11 protein-coding genes are annotated in these 18,056 nt (G+C 64.1%); 1 reads left to right on the top strand and 10 read right to left on the bottom strand.

The window, feature by feature from the left end; genetic code table 11:
- Nucleotides 1-58: 58 nt before the first annotated feature.
- The 10 genes from QRN52_RS03915 to QRN52_RS03870 form a co-directional block, all read right to left on the bottom strand.
- Nucleotides 59-1,990 (bottom strand): DUF5107 domain-containing protein, encoded by a 1,932-nt coding sequence (locus QRN52_RS03915; protein ID WP_284751461.1) that lies wholly within the window; start codon nt 1,988-1,990, stop codon nt 59-61.
- A gap of 147 nt (nt 1,991-2,137) precedes the next feature.
- Nucleotides 2,138-2,878 (bottom strand): copper homeostasis protein CutC, encoded by a 741-nt coding sequence (locus QRN52_RS03910; protein ID WP_284751460.1) that lies wholly within the window; start codon nt 2,876-2,878, stop codon nt 2,138-2,140.
- Between the two features lie 51 nt (nt 2,879-2,929).
- Nucleotides 2,930-3,346, bottom strand: coding sequence for an acyl-CoA thioesterase (locus QRN52_RS03905; RefSeq protein WP_284751504.1), 417 nt, complete (start codon nt 3,344-3,346; stop codon nt 2,930-2,932).
- A gap of 26 nt (nt 3,347-3,372) precedes the next feature.
- The gene (locus QRN52_RS03900; RefSeq protein WP_284751459.1) at nt 3,373-5,469 is read right to left on the bottom strand and encodes an ABC transporter ATP-binding protein; all 2,097 of its coding nucleotides are present in this window, start codon (nt 5,467-5,469) and stop codon (nt 3,373-3,375) included.
- The gene (locus tag QRN52_RS03895) at nt 5,466-7,199 is read right to left on the bottom strand and encodes an ABC transporter ATP-binding protein (protein ID WP_284751458.1); all 1,734 of its coding nucleotides are present in this window, start codon (nt 7,197-7,199) and stop codon (nt 5,466-5,468) included. The genes QRN52_RS03900 and QRN52_RS03895 overlap by 4 nt, the downstream gene beginning before the upstream one ends.
- A 253-nt stretch (nt 7,200-7,452) precedes the next feature.
- Nucleotides 7,453-9,492, bottom strand: a complete 2,040-nt coding sequence (locus tag QRN52_RS03890; protein WP_284751457.1) for an MDR family MFS transporter — start codon at nt 9,490-9,492, stop codon at nt 7,453-7,455.
- Nucleotides 9,493-9,503: 11 nt separating this feature from the next.
- Nucleotides 9,504-9,986 (bottom strand): MarR family winged helix-turn-helix transcriptional regulator, encoded by a 483-nt coding sequence (locus tag QRN52_RS03885; RefSeq protein WP_284751456.1) that lies wholly within the window; start codon nt 9,984-9,986, stop codon nt 9,504-9,506.
- 179 nt (nt 9,987-10,165) lie between these two features.
- Nucleotides 10,166-11,830 carry a thiamine pyrophosphate-binding protein gene (locus QRN52_RS03880; RefSeq protein ID WP_284751455.1) on the bottom strand — a complete coding sequence of 555 codons (1,665 nt, stop codon included), beginning with the start codon at nt 11,828-11,830 and terminating at the stop codon, nt 10,166-10,168.
- Nucleotides 11,827-12,891, bottom strand: coding sequence for an agmatinase (gene speB, locus QRN52_RS03875; protein ID WP_284751454.1), 1,065 nt, complete (start codon nt 12,889-12,891; stop codon nt 11,827-11,829). Before speB ends, QRN52_RS03880 begins: the two co-directional genes overlap by 4 nt.
- A 183-nt stretch (nt 12,892-13,074) precedes the next feature.
- Nucleotides 13,075-15,735, bottom strand: coding sequence for an exo-alpha-sialidase (locus QRN52_RS03870; protein WP_284751453.1), 2,661 nt, complete (start codon nt 15,733-15,735; stop codon nt 13,075-13,077).
- Between the two features lie 282 nt (nt 15,736-16,017).
- On the opposite strand from QRN52_RS03870, the gene QRN52_RS03865 reads away from it, so the two are divergent.
- A complete protein-coding gene (locus QRN52_RS03865) occupies nt 16,018-18,006 on the top strand; it encodes an APC family permease (RefSeq protein ID WP_284751452.1) in 1,989 nt (662 codons plus the stop codon).
- Nucleotides 18,007-18,056 lie beyond the last annotated feature (50 nt).

The following is an 18,056-nucleotide window of genomic DNA, read 5'->3' as shown; positions in this document are numbered from 1 at the left end:
CATGCGTCCCACATCTTTCCTCCTGCCGCATGCGCCCCGCACCGGTGTACCCCGGAAGTCAGTGCATCCCAAAGCGGTAGCTGGCAGGCACCGGCTCCCCGGGGCACACTTCCTGCCACAAGGCTGCGATCCCGTCCTCACCCTCCCGGATGTCCGGTATTTCGACGCCGTCCCGCAGCATCGCTGCCGCCTCCGGGCCCCTGCCGACGCCCGCGAGGGCGAGCGCCGTCAGGAAGCGGACGCGTCCGACGTCGGACATTCCGGCAGGTGCCTCGTTCGCCAGGGCGAGTGCTTGGGCGGGGTCTCCGTGCCGGATGCTGAGGGTCATGGCTTCGCTCAGCAAGGGGAGGTTGGACGGTTCCAGCCGGCTCGCTGCGGCAAGTTCAGCCAAGCCTTCGTCGGTCTTGTTGGTGGCAAGCAGCGCAAGGGCCCGGCCACGGAGGGCGAGGACCCTGGAACGTGGTGAGAGTGCGTCGGCAATCAGGGCTGCGCCATACCCGGCGATCGCACCGGCGAGGTCCTGGCGGGCGTGCTTCATCGTGGCCAGGTGGAACTGCGCTTCCGCTCCGCCATCCTTTGCCAACAGTTCTTCCCAATCGGCTCCAGCCACGAAACTCCCGGCGCCTAGGAAACTCGCCCCGTCCAGCAGGCTGTGCCACGGGCCTGTTTCCTCGATCGCTTCAGGGGTTGCATCATCCGTGAAGGGAGTCCCGATTTCGTCCAGCCACGCGCGGCCTGAGTGTCGTCGTCGGGCACTCTCCAAAGCACCCCAGGCGCTGCCGCGCACCAGCATCTCGTCCGGGGGCAGGGCATAGTTCCGCGCGGCTTCGGCGAGGGCGACCTCGAGCTCGGCGTCCGGGACGAGGTCCTCGAGCCGGGTGCTGGCGTGGGTCACGGCGGCATCCCAATCCTGGCCGTGGGAGGTTGCGGGATCCAGCTTGGCGTTCCCGTAGGCCTCCACCCAACTCCACTCGGCGCCAGCAGGCATGGCCAGATGCTCGAACTGGGTTTGCGCCAATCCCGCCTGGATCTCGGCGTAGGGGCCGGCTCCGGGACTGAGCCATTCCTGCCAGCGTTTCCCGCCGTCGCCCTGGCCCCACACGAACAGCTTCTTCCCGCGCAGGAGGCTGGTGGACAGCATGGCCAGGCCGTCGCCGTCGTGGTCTACTGCGGCGATCCAATGCCGGTGCCCGGGCTGGATGTCGAAGAAGAAGTCCGCGGCGTGCGCGCTATTGACCAGCCAGGTAGCGTCCATGCCCTGGTGTTCCGTGGGCCGGACCCGGGCGATATCGGTGGTGTAATCGCTCCCGAAAGCCTCCGTGGCGGGCGCGATCACGCGCGTTTCCGCCGTCTCGGGAACAGCGGCATTGCTCCACCAGTACATGGGGACCTCGTGGTCATGCGGGTTCCGGATCCGGACCGCCGTGAGGAGGACGTCCGAGTCCTCAGGAAGCCACATGTCCACTTGGAAGACCACCTCGCGGAGGCGTTCGAACTCCCACATGCGCAACACATCGTGGCCTTCGGGAGTCTTGACGATGGCAGCGTGCAGAGGATCGCACGTGGTGGGCGAGTGCCCGCGGGTGCCGATGTTCCATTCGAGCCCGCCGGCGAACCAGGCCTTGCGCAGTGCGATGTTGGCGAACTGCAGGGTTTCATGGGTGTGAAGGAGCTGCTTTCCCGAGGCCTTGTCGAAGAGCTCCCAGAGCCGGCCGCCCAAGGTGGGGAGGACAACTGCACGCAGTTTGCTGTTCTCCAGCACGACGGCGGGCACGTCGTGGGCGGTCCGCTCGCGGGAGTAGCCGTCCTGCATCAAGTACGGGAACATGTTCGGCACCTGGCCGTAGCGGGCCGCGGCCTGTAGTTCCTCCGGGACGCCGTCGCCGATTCTGTACGGCTGGTCCAGCTCTGCCATGACCACCGGCTGCGGGCTATTGGGACCCAATTCCGCCATGTTCAAGGTGACGGTGGAGAAGCTCAGGTTTTGCATCTTTGTGACTCCCGGAGGCTATTTTCGATCGTAAGACTTCACCCATCTTTGACCCAAGTCGCCGCCGTGTAAAGGGACCCACCCAAGTAACTGGCAGTTAATGTCGTTTACAGCGCCCAAAACGACAACAAATGCTAGTCAGTTGGGTCAGCGGGACGCAGCGCGGGCAGCCCTCACCAGGTCCCGGTTGGTGACCATGTACGCCGTCGGGTCTGCATCGCCGGGTGTGCCGAAGGAGTCACCTCGGTTCTTCCGCGTGGAAACCGTGGTCTTGGCTGACAAGTGGACCGCGCTTAGTCCCGCTGAGTGCAGGGCCGGGATATCGTCCAGGGCGAGTCCGCCGCCTGCCATGACCTCGAGCCGCCCCGCTGCCCGCTGGACCATGCGCTCGAGGGTCGCGATCCCGGCCCCCACCGTGGCGGCGCCGCCGGAGCTAAGCACCCGGGTGAATCCAAGCTCCACGAGCTGCTCGACGGCGACCGCGGGGTCCGGGGTCTGGTCGATGGCCCGGTGGAAGGTCAGTTGGGCGTTGGGGTTTGCCTCCAGTGCTGTGTCGGTGAGCCTTCGCGTGGCTTGGATGTCGATGTCACCGTCTGCCGTGAGGACTCCGATCACTACGCCCTGGGCTCCTTGGGTTAGCAGGAACCGGATCTCGCGGTCCATGGTGTCCACATCGGCGTCGGAGTACAGGAAGTCTCCCGGCCGGCTGCGGATCAGCGGGTGGATCTCCAGCCGTCCGTTGGCAGCTTCCTGCGCGGCTTCCATCAGGCCTTGGCTCGGGGTCAGTCCCCCGAGCTCCAAAGCGCTGCAAAGTTCAATCCGGTCCGCGCCTTCTTCGGCGGCAACGGCAGCGCCCTGGGCACCGACGGCGACGATCTCGAGTTTCATGGGGAAACTCTACGTCCACCGGCAATGCCCAGGGCGTGCTGCCATGCTTCGCTAGGCCCGGTAGGGCTCCAACTGCTCCTTCTGTTCGGGAGTGAGCCTGCGGACACGGCCCGTGGACTCGTCGACGAACGCCAGATGGGTGCTCGCGTTGACGCAGTCCTGGCCGGTCACGGGATCCTTGATGACGTAATGGAGGTCAAAACTTGCACCCTTCACGGCGCCGACCCAGATCTCAACGACTGCTGGAATGTTCCGGTATTCCAAGGTCCGGACGTATCGGACCTTGTGCTCCACCACAAGGGTCATGACCCCGTCTTCAACAGAGTCGAAGACGGAGACCGGTGGTTCCACTCCGGGGAGTCCGGCACCGCGGGGCGGACCGAAGGCCGCGATACGCGCCTCTTCGAGCATGCGCACGATCTGGACGTTGTTGATGTGCCCGTACGCGTCCATGTCTCCCCAACGCATCGGCACGTGGACCGTAATTCGCCGGCTCAGCTGTGCACCGCCGTCGAGTCATCCACAACGGTTTCCTCGGCATCCTCACCGGCAAACTGCGACATGTACAGGCGGTAGTACGCACCCTGCAATGCGAGCAGTTGGTTGTGGCTGCCCTGCTCCACGATGCTGCCGTTTTCCATCACAAGGATGGTGTCGGCGTCGCGGATGGTGGACAAACGGTGGGCGATGACAAAGCTCGTGCGATCCGTGCGGAGGGCAGCCATGGCCTTCTGCAACAACAGCTCGGTACGGGTGTCAACGGAGCTCGTGGCCTCGTCCAGGATCAACAGCGAGGGATCGGAAACGAAGGCGCGCGCGATGGTGATGAGCTGTTTCTCCCCCGCGCTGACGTTGTTGCCTTCCTCGTCGATGATGGTCTGGTACCCATCCGGCAAGGCGCGTACGAAACGATCCACGTAGGTTGCCTTGGCCGCCTCCATGATCTGCTCCTCGGTGGCGTCGAGGTTGCCGTACTTGATGTTGTCGTAGATGGTACCGCCGAAAAGCCAAGCGTCCTGGAGCACCATTCCCACCTTGGAGCGAAGCTCGGAACGGCTCAGCTCCTTGATGTCCACCCCGTCCAGGGTGATACGGCCCGAGTTGAGCTCGTAGAACCGCATGACGAGGTTGACCAAGGTGGTCTTGCCCGCACCTGTGGGTCCAACAATTGCAACGGTGTGTCCGGGCTCCGCACTGAGGGAAAGGTTCTCGATGAGCGGCTTGTCTGCGACGTAGCTGAAGGACACATTCTCGAACTCGACGTGGCCGTCCGTGCGCGGGGGCAGGTGACGGGCCGCGTTCTCCGGCATTTCCTCGTCTGCATCCAAGAACTCGAAAACGCGCTCAGCAGAAGCCACGCCGGACTGGAGCATGTTGGCCATGCCGGCGATCTGGCCGAGCGGCTGGGTGAATTCACGCGAGTACTGGATGAACGCCGTGGCGTCGCCAAGGCTCATGGACCCGGAGGCCACACGCAAACCACCGACGACGGCGATGCCCACGTAGCTGAGGTAGGAGACGAAGTTCATGGCCGGGAAGATGATGCCGGAGACAAACTGTGCCCCGAACGAGGCCTTGTACAGGGCTTCGTTGCGTTCGTCGAAGCGCTCCAGCATGTCCGCGTCGCGCCCGAAGACCTTGACGAGCTCGTGGCCGGAGAACGATTCCTCGATCTGGCCGTTGAGAGAGCCTGTGTTCTTCCATTGGGCGGCGAAGAGTTTCTGGCTGCGCGATCCAATTACGCCGGCAAGGACGCCGGAGAGCGGCAAGGCAACCAGCGCGATGAGTGCGAGCTGCCAGGACACGATGAACATCATGATGGTGATGCCGAAAACCGTCAGCACCGAGCTGACCAGCTGGGCGAACGCCTGCTGCAGCCCTTGCTGGACGTTGTCGACGTCGTTGGTCACGCGGGAGAGGATGTCTCCGCGCTGGCGGGTGTCGAAGTAGTTCAGGGGCAAGCGGTTGAGCTTGGCCTGGACGTCGTTGCGGAGCCGGTTGATGACTTTCATGACGATCTTGTTCAGGATGTAGCCCTGGGCCCAAAGGAAGATGTTGGCCACGAAGTACATCAAGAGCACGATCGAGATCAGGAACGTGAGCTTGGAGAAGTTGATCCCGTTGGTGAGCTCCATCTTGGAGACCATGTCCGCGAAGTTGTTCTGGCCGGCTTGGCGGAGTCCTTCGGCGAAGGCGGCCTGGCTCACGCCGGGAGGCAATTGCTTGCCCATGACGCCGCCGAAGATGACGTCCATGGCGCTGCCGAGGATCTTCGGGGCGATGACGTTCAGAACGACCGAGACCACCACGAGGCCGATGACGAAGACGACTCCGGCAGCCTCCGGCTTGAGCAGCCCGAGGAGCCGCTTGGCCGACGGTCCGAACGCCTTGGCCTTCTTGGCCGGCAGGTTGCCGAACATGCCGCCGTCGGCTTCGCCCGGGGTGTATTCGGTTTCCTCGATATCGTCCTCGTCCACCGCTGTAACGGCACCGGCTGCGTCGGCATCCTTCGTTTCCGCAGCGTCGCGCGCAGCCTTCGCTGCTTCGGCTTTCGCGGCCCAGCCGCGCTTTTGCTGATTCTGTTCGCTCATGCCACTTCCTCCGCGCTCAGCTGGGATTCGACGATTTCCTGGTACGTGGGTGACGTTTCCAGGAGTTCTTCATGGGTGCCGCGGTCAACGATTCTGCCGTTGTCCAGGACCAGGATCTGGTCCGCGTCCGCAATGGTCGAGACGCGCTGAGCCACGATGATGACCGTGGCATCCTGCGTCTTTTCCTTCAGCGCCCTGCGAAGGCGGGCGTCCGTGGCCACATCCAAGGCCGAGAAGGAGTCGTCAAAGAGGTAGACCTTGGGCTGTGTCACCAAGGCCCTGGCGATGCAGAGACGCTGCCTCTGGCCACCGGAGACGTTGGTTCCGCCCTGGGCCACCCGACGGTTGAGGCCGGAGGACTTTTCCATGACAAAGTCTTTGGCCTGCGCGGTTTCCAGCGCATCCCAGAGTTCCTGGTCCGTGGCGTCGGTCTTGCCGAAGCGCAGGTTGTGTTCGATGGTTCCGGAGAACAAGTACGGCTTCTGCGGAACGGTGGCCACTCGGCTGGTGATCTCGTCGCGGTCCAGGCTAGTGACCGGAACGCCGTCGAGCAACACATCGCCGGACGCGACGTCGTACAGGCGCGGCAGCAAGGACACCAAGGTGGTCTTGCCTGCGCCGGTGGACCCGATGATGGCGAGCGTTTGGCCCGGCTCCGCGGTGAAGGAAATGTTGCTCAACACGGGAGCTTCGGCGCCGGGGTATTTGAAGGTGACATCGCGGAATTCGACGCGCCCCTTCTTTTCCGCGGGCGCTACGGGCGCCTTCGGATCGTGGATGGAGGGTTCGACGTCGAGGACCTCACCGATGCGGTCCGCACACACGGACGCGCGCGGGATCATCATGGCCATGAAGGTACCCATCATGACGGCCATGAGGATCTGCAGGAGATACTGCAGGAAGGCGGTCAAGGAACCCACCTGCATGTTTCCCGCGTCCACCCTTTGGCCGCCGAACCACAGCACTGCCGCCGTGGAAAGGTGCAGGATCATTCCGATGGCCGGGAACATCAAGACAAACAGGTTGCCGATCTTGACCGAAACCAGGGTGAGGTCCTTGTTGGCGTCACCGAAGCGCTTGGCCTCGTAGGGTTCACGGACGAAGGCCCGGACCACGCGGATGCCGATGATCTGCTCGCGCAGGACACCATTGATGGCGTCGATCTTCTTCTGCATGGAACGGAAGAGCGGCATGAGCCGGACCACGAGGTAACCAACCACGGCCACGAGGACGGGCACCGAGACCCAGACAAGCCACGAGAGGCTGAGGTCCTCGCGCAAGGCCATGATGATGCCGCCGACACACATGATGGGCGTGGAAACCATGAAGTTCAGGCCCATGAGCATGAGCATCTGGACTTGCTGGACGTCGTTGGTGCCACGGGTGATCAACGTGGGTGCGCCGAAGCTGTTGACGTCCTTGGCCGAGAAGCTGCTGACCTTGCGGAAGACATCCCTGCGCAAGTCGCGACCCATGGCCATGGCCACGCGCGATCCGAAATAGACCCCAGCGATGGCCGCGACGACCTGGCCGAGCGCGACCGCGAGCATCAGCGCGCCGGTTTGCCAGATGTAGTTGGTATCCCCCCGGGATACCCCTTCATCGATGATTTTTGCGTTGAGGCTTGGAAGGTAAAGGGTGGCAATGGTAGAGGCCAACTGGAAGATGATGACGGCCAGTATCTGCGGCAAATACGGCTTGGAGTAGCGCCGTATCAGGGTGACAAGCATGCCCACGGATCCTTAATGAGAGTGCGCGAATGAATTAGTGCGAATGACTTAATACATAGGTAGCAGCAGGCGCTGACAGTATTAATCCCTCAACTCTACGAAATCCGTTGCCTCAGCGAAATATCGATAGCTAAATATCATCCTTGCGGCGTAGCTGAGCCGCTGCAGCGCTTCCAAACTCGCTGCAGCGGCTCCCCGCCCGCGTCCCGCAGGCTCCCGGCCCGCCTCCCGCAGGCGGCGGAGGCGACTCCCCCTAGCCCGCGTGCCGCCCGGTTTCCCCTGCCCTGGACGCATCACCGGCAAGGAGTAGCAAGGCAGCCCTTTCCTGGCGGCGGCGTTCCCGCTTGAGTTCCTTGCGCAACGCGGCCAATTCCTCGGCGATCTTCGACTGCTCGACGGCGGTGGCTTGCTGTTCGTGCACGCGCGCCTGGAGCTCGCGTTGTGCTTGGCTCAGCTGAAGCTGTTGCTCGGCCAGCAACCGTTGGGTGCGGGCCAGCTGGTCCTGGACTTCGCGCAGGCCCGCGGCCGGGTCCGGCCGTTCCTGCGTCAAGATGCGGGCGAACTCAAGGTCCAGCTCATCGTGCTCTTTCTCGGCTGCCGCACGGGCGCGGGTGGCACCCAAGGGGGTGCCGCCGTCGTCGGCTGCCAGGGCAAACTCAGCGGATTCGATAACCGGCAGAGTGGAGGTGTCCAGTGTCATGCTTGCCTCGCCGGAAGCGTTTGCCAGCAGCTCCTTCGCAGGCGTTGCGTCGACGGTCTTCCGCAGCGGAACCTCCTTGATGAAGAGCACGGCGATGAACGCGACCAGGGCAATGACAGCGGAGATCATGAAGATCTGGGCGGTCGCATCGCCGTAGGCGGCACGCATGATGTCGCGGATCGGGGCGGGCAAGTCCGTCAGGTCCATGCTCGCATTGCTTGAGCCACCGCTCACCGGAATGTGTGCCGCGGCGAGGCCTTGGGTGGCAAGGTCCTTGACGTGCGTGGCCATGATGGCACCGAGCACGGAAACCCCGATCGCGCCGCCGACGGAGCGGAAGAACGCCACGGAGGCGCTGGCCGTGCCGATGTCCTGGGCGCGGACGGTGTTCTGCACAGCAAGGACCAGGTTCTGCATCAGCAAGCCAAGGCCCAGGCCGAAGATGGCGGTGTAGCAGCACGTGATCCACAGTTCAGTGGTGTGGTCGATGGTGCCGGTGAAGGCAAGGCCGCCGGCAAGGAACACGGTACCCGCCAACAGGTATCGCTTCCATTTGCCGAATCGGCTGATCAGCTGGCCAGATGCCACGGAGCCCAAGAGGTTTCCGGCAATCATGGGCAGCGTCAGGAGGCCTGCCTCGGTGGGCGTCGCGCCGCGGGCTACCTGGAAGTACTGGCCCAGGAACGTGGAGGAGCTGAACATCGCGATACCGACGGCCACGGAGGCCAGGATCGCCAAAGCGGTGGTGCGCTGGGAGATGATTTTCAGCGGGATGATGGGCTGGGCCACCTTGGATTCGACCACTACCAGCAGGGCCAGGAGAAGCACGCCGCCGCCTACCATGAGGGCGGACTGCCAGGAGATCCAGTCGTAGTAGTCCGGGTTGCCGGCGAAGGAAACCCAGATCAGGAGCAGGCTCACGCCCGAGGTCAGCAGGATGGAGCCGAACCAGTCGATCTTGGCCGGGCGCTTGATGTGCTGGATCTTGAGGGTCACTTGGAGCAGGATGAGCGCGACGACGGCGAGCGGCACGCAGACGAAGAACGTCCAGCGCCAGCCGAGCGGGCTGTCAACGATGAAGCCGCCGAGCAGCGGGCCACCCGCGGTACCGACCGCCATGACGGCGCCCATGTAGCCCGAGTACTTGCCACGGTCCCGCGGCGGAATCATGGTGCCGATGATGGCCTGGGCCAAGGCGGTGAGTCCGCCCATCGCGATGCCCTGGATGACGCGGGCGGTCAGCAGGAAGGGAATGCTCTGGGAGAAGCCGGCCATGACCGAGCCGGCCACGAAGACCACGATGCTCAGCTGGACCAGGAGCTTCTTGTCGAAGAGGTCGGCAAGCTTGCCCCAGATGGGCGTGGTGGCGGCGTTGGCCAGAAGCGCGGCCGTGATGACCCACGCGAAGTCCGTTTGCGTGCCGTGCAGGTCGGACATGATGGTCGGCAGGGCGTTGGCCACGATGGTGCTGCTCAGGATAGCGGTGAAGAATGCCGCGAGGAGGCCCGTCAGGGCTTCCATGATCTGGCGGTGCGTCATCGGCGCGGATGCCGCGGGCACCGCCGTCGAACGTTCTTGTATTCGGGTTGCCATTGCTGCTGCTCCTAAGCTGTGTGGTTCAAGTGGTGGGAGCCGGCCGCCGTTGCCCGGACTGAGTGGTTGAGTGATGTGGTCAATTTCTCCAGGACCTGCCCTGCCTCCAGGGCATCTTCCTCGCTCCATTCCGCGAGGTAGGCCCGCAAATTGAGGCTGCGCCGTTCTTCGAAGTTCCGGACCTTTTCGATGCCGGCTTCGGAGAGGGCCACCAATTGTGCCCGGCCGTCGGCAGGATCGGGTCGCCGGACCACCAAACCGAGTTCCTCCAGTTCGGCGATGTGCCTACTGAGGACCGGTGGACTGACGCCGAGCCGGGATGCAAGCTTCGTGGCCCGGGACTCCCCCTCGCCGATGAAGCGCATAACGCCCTGCAAAGCGAACCCGACGTCGGCATCCTTCGCGATGTTCGCGGTGACGATGCAACGCAGCACCCGCTGGAGATCGAAAATCTGATGGACGAGTTCGGTTGCTGTGCTGGATGCTACAGCCATGGAAGACACCTCACTTTTGTTTGCCTAAAGCAACTATACGCCTAAATGATTGCTTTGGGAAACTAATGATGCGTGATGTGCGTTAAACACCAAGCGCGAGCTGGCAGGTAATGCCCTTATCTTTCGACAAAAGGGTCATTATCTGCCAGCTCGCGCCGGGGTGGGAAGCGTCTTGGGTGTCAGTCGCCCAAGTGGGTGGGGCCGAACATCTTGAGGAGGGTTTCAACCACGACGACATTGGGGCCGTCCGCGGCGAAGCCTTCCCGGAGCGCGTCCCCCACGTCGCCCGGGGCCACACGGCGGGCCGGGACGCCGAAGGCCTCGGCGAGCTTGACGAAGTCCGGGCGGGCGAGCTCGGTGGCCGTGGCCTTGCCGAAGGCTCCTACCATGTACTCTCGCAGGATGCCGTAGCCGCCGTCGTCCACGATGAGCCACGTGACGGGGATGTTGTGCTGCCTGGCGGTGGCCAGCTCGGAGATCGAGTACATCGAGGATCCGTCGCCGGAGACGGCCAGCACGCGGCTGGGTTTGCCCACGGTTTCCAGTCCCACGGCACCGCCGATGGCCGCCGGGAAGCCGTAGCCGAGACCGCCGGCGCCCTGGGCCGAGTGGAACTGGCCCTCGCGGGAATCCCAGCAGCTCCAACCCCAGTACGCGGAGATCGTCATGTCCCAGAAGGTCTGCATGTCCGCCGGAACGGCTTCGCGGATGTCGGCCATGAACTTCAGTTCCTTGCCGAGGTCCTGCTCTTCAAGCCGTGCCTTGACCTTGGCCAGGGACTCCTTGACGAGGTCTTCGGGCGTGGTGCCGTGCCAGTCCGGCGCGGCCGCCGTCGCAGCAAGCGCATCGTCCAAGGCAGAATCGAGGGCGGCAAGGGCCTGGCCGGCGTCGGCGCGGATGCCCAGGCCGGGCCGGTTGGACTCCAGGACCCGGGGTTCGGCGTCGATCTGGATGATGCGACCGCGCGGCTCAAAGGTGAAGTAGTTGGAGGTGACCTCGCCCAGGGAGGAACCGACGACGATCAGCACGTCGGCATCCTCGAGGACATCGGTCATGTGGCGGTCTTCGATCCAGGACTGCAGGGAGAGCTCGTGGGTCCACGGGAACGCTCCGTTGCCACCGGGAGTGCAGATCACCGGGGCGCGGAGTTTCTCGGCGATCGACAAGAGCGACTTTTCGGCCCGGCCACGGCGCGTGCCTCCTCCGGCGATGATCGCCGGACGCTCCGCCGTCGACAGCCATTTGACGGCCTCGCGGATCAGCTCCACGCGCGGCGGGTTGTCGGCCGCTTCGGCGAGGGCGTCCTCCACCGGCGGGACCATGATGGGGTCCAAGAGCACGTTCTGCGGAATCTCGATCCACACCGGGCCCTGAGGGGAGGAAATGGCCTCGGTCCAGGCATCCTGGATGGCCGAGGGAATCCCGGACGCGTGCTGGATGAGGCGCTGGCTCTTGGTGACGTTCGCGGCCGAGGCCTTCTGGTCATCAAGCTGGTGAAGCATGCCCTTCCGGCGCGCCCCCAGGCCCTCCAAGGGGATCTGGCTCGCCACGACCACCATCGGCACGCCGCTCGCGTACGCTTCCTGCAATCCGGCGAGGGACGTCAATGCGCCCGGACCGGTGGACAGGAACAGCACCCCGACCTCACCGGTTGCACGGGAATACCCGTCCGCGGCGAAAGCCGAGTTGTTCTCCACGCGGGAGGACACGAAATGCAGCTTGCCGCGGCCCATCGCGTCGAACAGGCCCAGGGCGTGCTGGCCCGGGATGCCGAAGACCGTCTTCGCACCGAGCGCCTCAAGGGTCTCGACGACGAGGTCCCCGCCGTTGCGCTGGTCCGTCACTTCGTGACCGCCGCGGCGAAACCGGCCGGGCGCCGGGATTCCTGGCCAAGGGCCTGTGCGGCATAGCCGTTCGGGGTGCCATGGCGATTGCCTTCGACGGCGTTGTCGGCCAGGAGGGTGACGAGCTCGTAGGCAACGTGGCTGGCGGCGACGCCCGTGATCTCGGCGTGGTCATAGGCCGGGGCGACCTCCACGATGTCTGCGCCCACGAGGTTCATGCCGCGGAAACCGCGGATGATTTCGAGGAGCTCGCGGCTGGTGATGCCACCGGCTTCAGGCGTGCCGGTACCCGGAGCGTGGGCCGGATCCAGGACGTCGATGTCCACGGAGATGTACAGGGGACGGTTGCCGATGCGGTCCCGGATCTTGGCCACGGTTTCCAGGACGCCCTGGTAGTAGACGTCCGCCGAGGTGACGATGCCGAAGCCGAAGCGGTGGTCGTCGTCGAGGTCCTTCTTGCCGTAGAGCGGGCCGCGGGTACCGACGTGGCTGATGGCCTCGGTGTCCAGGATGCCTTCTTCGACCGCGCGGCGGAACGGGGTGCCGTGGGTGTACTCGGCGCCGAAGTAGGTGTCCCAGGTGTCGAGGTGGGCGTCGAAGTGCAGCATGGCAACGGGTTCGCCGGCGCGTTCGGCGGCGGCGCGGAGCAGCGGCAGGGCGATGGTGTGGTCGCCGCCGAGCGTGACGAGCTTGCTTCCGTTGGCCGTCAGATCCAGCGCGTTCTGCTGGATGGTCTCGATGGCCTCGTTGATGTTAAACGGGTTCACGGCCATGTCGCCGGCATCGGCAACCTGGATGTTCTCAAAGGGGCTGACGTCCCAGGCCGGGTTGTACGGGCGCAGCAAACGGCTGGCTTCACGCACATGGTTGGCGCCGAAGCGGGCGCCGGGGCGGTAGGAAACACCGGAGTCGAAGGGGACGCCGACTACCGTGACATCGGCCTTGGAAACCTGGTCCAAGCGGGGCAAGCGGGCATAGGTGGCGGCACCGGCATAGCGCGGGATTCGGGCCGAATCAATGGGACCAAGGTTGCCGTTGGCCTCAATACGAAGCTCTTCCAAAATGCGCCACTCCTTTGTGAATAGGCGGGATGGGGTATGACTGTGACACCAATCATACACTCAAAGTTGTCTTATATGCATCACTTGTTTACGCCGGCAAAAGACCCGCAACTCCCCCACAACAAGACCAGGCCGGGCGCCCCCGCGCCCGGCCCAGCTCGTCACCTCATGTCCCCTCGCGGGCTACTTGCTCCCGAAGGGCGTCACTTGGAAGTCTCCGAATGACACTTGACGGCCTTCGGTATCCAGCACAACGAGGCTGTCCATTCCGGTTTTCACGTCGTCGGGCAGCACGAAGGAAAGGGTGTTTTGCTGCGTCGGGAAAAACCAGCCCAGACGGTAGCTCCGCTTGTTCACATAGACGTAGTACCACTGGCCATACTCCACGTTGTGGACAGTCACAGCCTGTCCGCTGCGGTATTTATCCGTTCCGAGCCCCAAGTCCAGCGGCGGATTCGTGCCGATCAACTCCTGGGAAGCCAGGGCGGGCTCCCTGCTTGGCTTTGCAGGCTTGACCTTCAGCGCGACCGCTTCCCTGGCCAACTGAAGGGACGCGACCTTGGCGCCATTGTTCGCGCTGACCGGGATGGTCGTCGCCGGGAGTTGCTTGGCAGCAATATCGGCGTCTGTCAGCGTATAGGTGGATGTGAGATTGACCGACTCACCCACGGCCAGGGTGGGCTTGGACAATCCGATGGCCGCAGCCGAAAGATCCGTCAGCGCCACATTGCCGCTGTTGGTCAATGTGTAGGCGAAGGTCACCGTATCGCCCGCACCGGCAAACCCGTCCCCGTCTACATCGTTGAAGGCGGGCACCACCGATCCGTTCACTTGGGGATTGCGGACCAGCAGGTCCACCTCGTCACCCGTAACGGCGTAGTTCTGGGTAGCAGCCCCACTGCCCGTTACCTGCCAGACGGTGCTGGGAACGAAGAATCCCTGAGCCACTTCGTCCGCCGTCACGATGTGCTGCGGCGTGCCGCAGAGGTAGTTGCCCCACACACCAAGGGCGCTGAACCGGCAGTTGCCCGAGCCTGGCGGCAGGAACGGCTGGAAGTTGCCGGACTGCGGGACAACGGATTCCGTAATGTTGCCCGCGCTGTACACCCGGAACTTGTAGGGCACGGCACTGCCCACAGCATACGGATGGGTTGCCAGGTCCCTTCCGGCGTCATTGCGGGCGCCGAAAATGTAGGCGCCCACCACGTTGCTGGCGGAACCACCCGCAACAGTCACAGATACGGGTGCGGTTATCGATGACCCGCCGACGTTCAACCTGGCGGTCAAGGGGACCGCACCTGCTTTGGCGTACGACGGCGCCGCGACAGTCAGCTCGACAGTCGCCGAGGCGCCCGGATCGAGGGCGGCGAGCTGCGCCGTCGTCGACGTCCAATCCTGCAAGGCATCGAGGCTGACGGTCGACGCAGGAAGCGGCGAGCTGTCGTTGTTGGTGACGGTCACGCCGAGCTGAGCACTGCCGCCGTTCGTGACGGTGGCCGCGCCAGGGACAACGACGGCGGCAACCGGGCTCAGCCAGGCCTTGTCGAATTTCCCGAAGGTGATGGTGTTGTTGTCACCTTCGTACAGGACGCCGAAAGTACCGTCCGAAAGGGCGCTCAGGGTGGAGTAAGACATGCTTCCCGGCTTGAAAACGCGCGAGGAGCCCCACGTCTTGCCGTCGTCGGCAGAGTAGCGGACAGTGCCGTCCACGCGTGCGCCGCCGGCGGTGGGAGTCGGCGAGTTGGAGAACAGCAGCTTTTTGGCGTCCGCCGACCCTGCAGCCGCGTCCGGGTGCATCCTCGTGATGGAGCCGTTGTTTCGCGGATCCGGGAGCTGGGCCTCGGCAACCGGCGTGCTGTACGTGACACCGCCGTCGGAGGAATACGCCACCTTGCGGAAGTGCGGATTGGCGCCGGTACTGTCCCGCGAGTTCAACATGACGCGGCCGTCGGAGAGTTCCACCGTCTTGTTCTCATCCATGCCTGTTCCAGTGGGCTTACCCATGTTCCACGTCTTGCCGTGGTCATCGGAGTAGACGCTATACGCCTGGATCTGGCGGCTCCCATCGGACTGGACAATGGTTCCGGCAAACTGCTGGATGAGCCTGCCCGCATGAGCCCCGTACTTGAGCTGAATGCCCTCGCCGGACGAAGCGAACATGCTGGCCACGCCGCCGACGTTGGGGACGCCGTTGACAGTGCTGCCGTTTGGCTTGACGGTACTGGTGACCAGCGGACCCGCGAACCCGGCGTAGGCCGAACCCGCCGGGTAGCCGGACGGCACAGGCAGTGTGGGCTGATTGGCCGGATCCGTGGACCAGGTGAGTCCGCGGTCGGTGGAGACGGACACTTGCGAGCTGATCACGTTGGCGTCGGTATCGTCATTGCCGAGCACGCTGCCCGCAAATCCCTGGTTCTTCGAGTAGACGTGGAAGTTGAACACCGTCCCATTGACCTTGTCCACGACGTAGCTGGGGTCGCTGAACCCGTATTTCTGTACGCCCGTCGAGCCCATCTGTCCCCGCGCGATGAACGTGGGACTGCCCCACGTCTTTCCGCCGTCGGTGCTGCGCCGTTGGACGATGGAGTTGGCAGAGGGTGAATCGCCCCCATCGGGACGACCGTCGTAGGAGGCCAGGAGGACTCCGTCGCCCAAGTCCGCTAGCGCGACGATCCGGTAGTACTTGCCGAGCACGGGGTCGATGGCGTTGTCGCCGTTGGAAGCGAGGACCTGCTCGGCGTTGTTTCCCGGAGGGTTGGAGGGAACGTTGGGACTCGGGAATGGATCCAACGCGGCGTAGGCGGGCACAACGGTTGACGTCACGAGGACTGCGGCGGCTGCCAAGGAGACGGCAAGTCTGCCCTGACTCCATCCCGGCCGCCTCCTGACCCTGTCACTGAGTAGCGGGTTATTCATGCGTAGCCCTTTCGTAGTTTGGTCACATCCAACATAGGACGTTCTATATGCTACGTGATGCCGCTCACATGCCAAATGATGTGAATGTGTCCCACCGGGACGTGACCCCGCTCACAGGGGGCGTAAAGATTCCATAAAGACAGGCATCCCCTGCCCGACCCGCCCGTACGCTCCATCTGGAGCAGTTTCCAGGCTGCGCGAAAGGACCACGTGACAACGCTGACCAGGCCGCCGGCCGAACCCTCTGACCGGCGCAAGCCCGCGGGCGACATCAAACAGGGGCAATTCAAGCGATGGCTGCTCGACGGAATGCCTGAGACCTCGGGAAAGCGCCAGGGTCCACACGGCAAACCGGACGAGGGCCACACTCCCCAGTCCTGGTGGAAGGTCATGTGCCTCACCGGCGTCGACTACTTCTCTACCCTCGGCTACCAGCCCGCCATTGCGGCGCTTGCGGCCGGCATCGTCTCGCCGTTGGCCACGATCGTCCTGGTCGCCGTCACCTTGCTCGGCGCCCTGCCGGTCTACCGCCGGGTGGCTTCCGAAAGCGCCCGCGGCGAAGGCTCCATCGCGATGCTCGAGCGGCTCCTCCCCCGTTGGGGCGGCAAACTCTTCGTGCTCGCCTTGCTGGGATTCGCCGCCACGGACTTCATGATCACCATGACCCTCTCCGCCGCGGACGCGAGCGCCCACGCCATCGAAAACCCCTTTGCCCCGGAATGGCTCCACGGCCAGGAAATCACCATCACCCTGGCGCTCATCGCCGGCCTTGGCGTGGTGTTCCTCAGGGGATTCAAGGAGGCCATCAACGTCGCCGTCGTGCTGGTGGGCGTCTATCTGGTGCTGAACGCCGCCGTCGTCGCGGTCGGTTTGGCGCACGTGGTGACCGAGGCACATGTGGTGACCGATTGGTGGGCAGCACTGAACCAGCAGCACGGCAACCCCTTGGTTATGGTGGGCATCGCGCTCCTGGTCTTCCCGAAACTTGCCCTGGGCCTCTCAGGATTCGAGACCGGCGTCGCGGTCATGCCCCAGATCAAGGGCAGCCCCAGCGACACCGAGGAAAATCCCGTGGGCCGCATCCGTGGCACCCACAAACTGCTTACGACGGCGGCCCTCATCATGAGTGCCTTCCTGGTGGCCTCGAGCTTCATCACGACGTTCCTGATTCCGGCCGCTGAATTCCAGCCGGGAGGGAAAGCAGACGGTCGAGCCCTCGCATTCCTTGCGCACCAGTTCCTGGGCGACGGCTTCGGCACGGTCTATGACATCAGCACCATCGCCATCCTCTGGTTTGCCGGCGCCTCCGCCATGGCCGGCTTGCTGAACCTCGTGCCGCGCTATTTGCCTCGCTTCGGCATGGCCCCGGCGTGGACCAAAGCCGTCCGCCCCCTGGTCCTGGTCTTCACCGCCGTCGGCTTCATCATCACGTTGGTCTTCGAGGCAAACGTGGAAGCCCAAGGCGGCGCCTACGCCACCGGGGTCCTGGTCCTCATGACCTCGGCGTCGATCGCAGTCACCCTGTCCGCACGCCGGAAGAAACAGAGGGGCAAGACCCTCGCTTTCGGTGCGGTGGCGGTCGTCTTCGCCTACACCACGGTGGCCAATGTGGTGGAACGCCCGGACGGCATCAGGATCGCGGCCCTGTTCATCCTCGGCATTGTCCTGGTGAGCTTCGCGTCGCGGGTACGCCGGTCCTTCGAATTGCGGGCTACGCACATCAAGATGGACCAGAAGGCGCTTGAATTCACGGCCTCCAACGAGGAAGGCCCCATCCGGATCATCGCGCACGAGCCGAAGCGACTGAGCGCCGACCGGTACCAGTTGAAACTGCAGCATGCCCAGCAAGCCAACCACTTGCCGGTGGACAGCGACGCGATCTTCATCGAGATCATCGTGGATGACAGCTCCGATTTCGAGCAGGAACTCCTCGTGGAAGGCAAGGTCCGGCACGGCTTCAAGATCCTGGAGATCCATAGCAACAATGTGCCCAACACGCTGGCCGCGGTACTCCTCCACATCCGGGACGTCACGGGGCTCATGCCGCACATCTATTTCCGCTGGACCGAAGGCAATCCCATCGCCAACCTGAGCAAGTTCCTCTTCTTCGGCGAGGGCGAGATCGCCCCGGTGACCCGCGAAGTGCTGCGCGAAGCTGAACCGGACATCACACGCAGGCCCTGGGTGCATGTGGGCTGAACATGGCAGTGTTGGTGCCGCTCCCTGCGGGAGCGGCACCAACACAGTGG

The sequence above is a fragment of the Arthrobacter sp. efr-133-R2A-120 genome (assembly GCF_030209835.1).
In the GTDB taxonomy this organism is placed as follows: Bacteria; Actinomycetota; Actinomycetes; order Actinomycetales; family Micrococcaceae; genus Arthrobacter.
The sequence above is the reverse complement of the archived record's forward strand: the minus strand, read 5'-3'. Positions and strand labels throughout refer to the sequence as shown.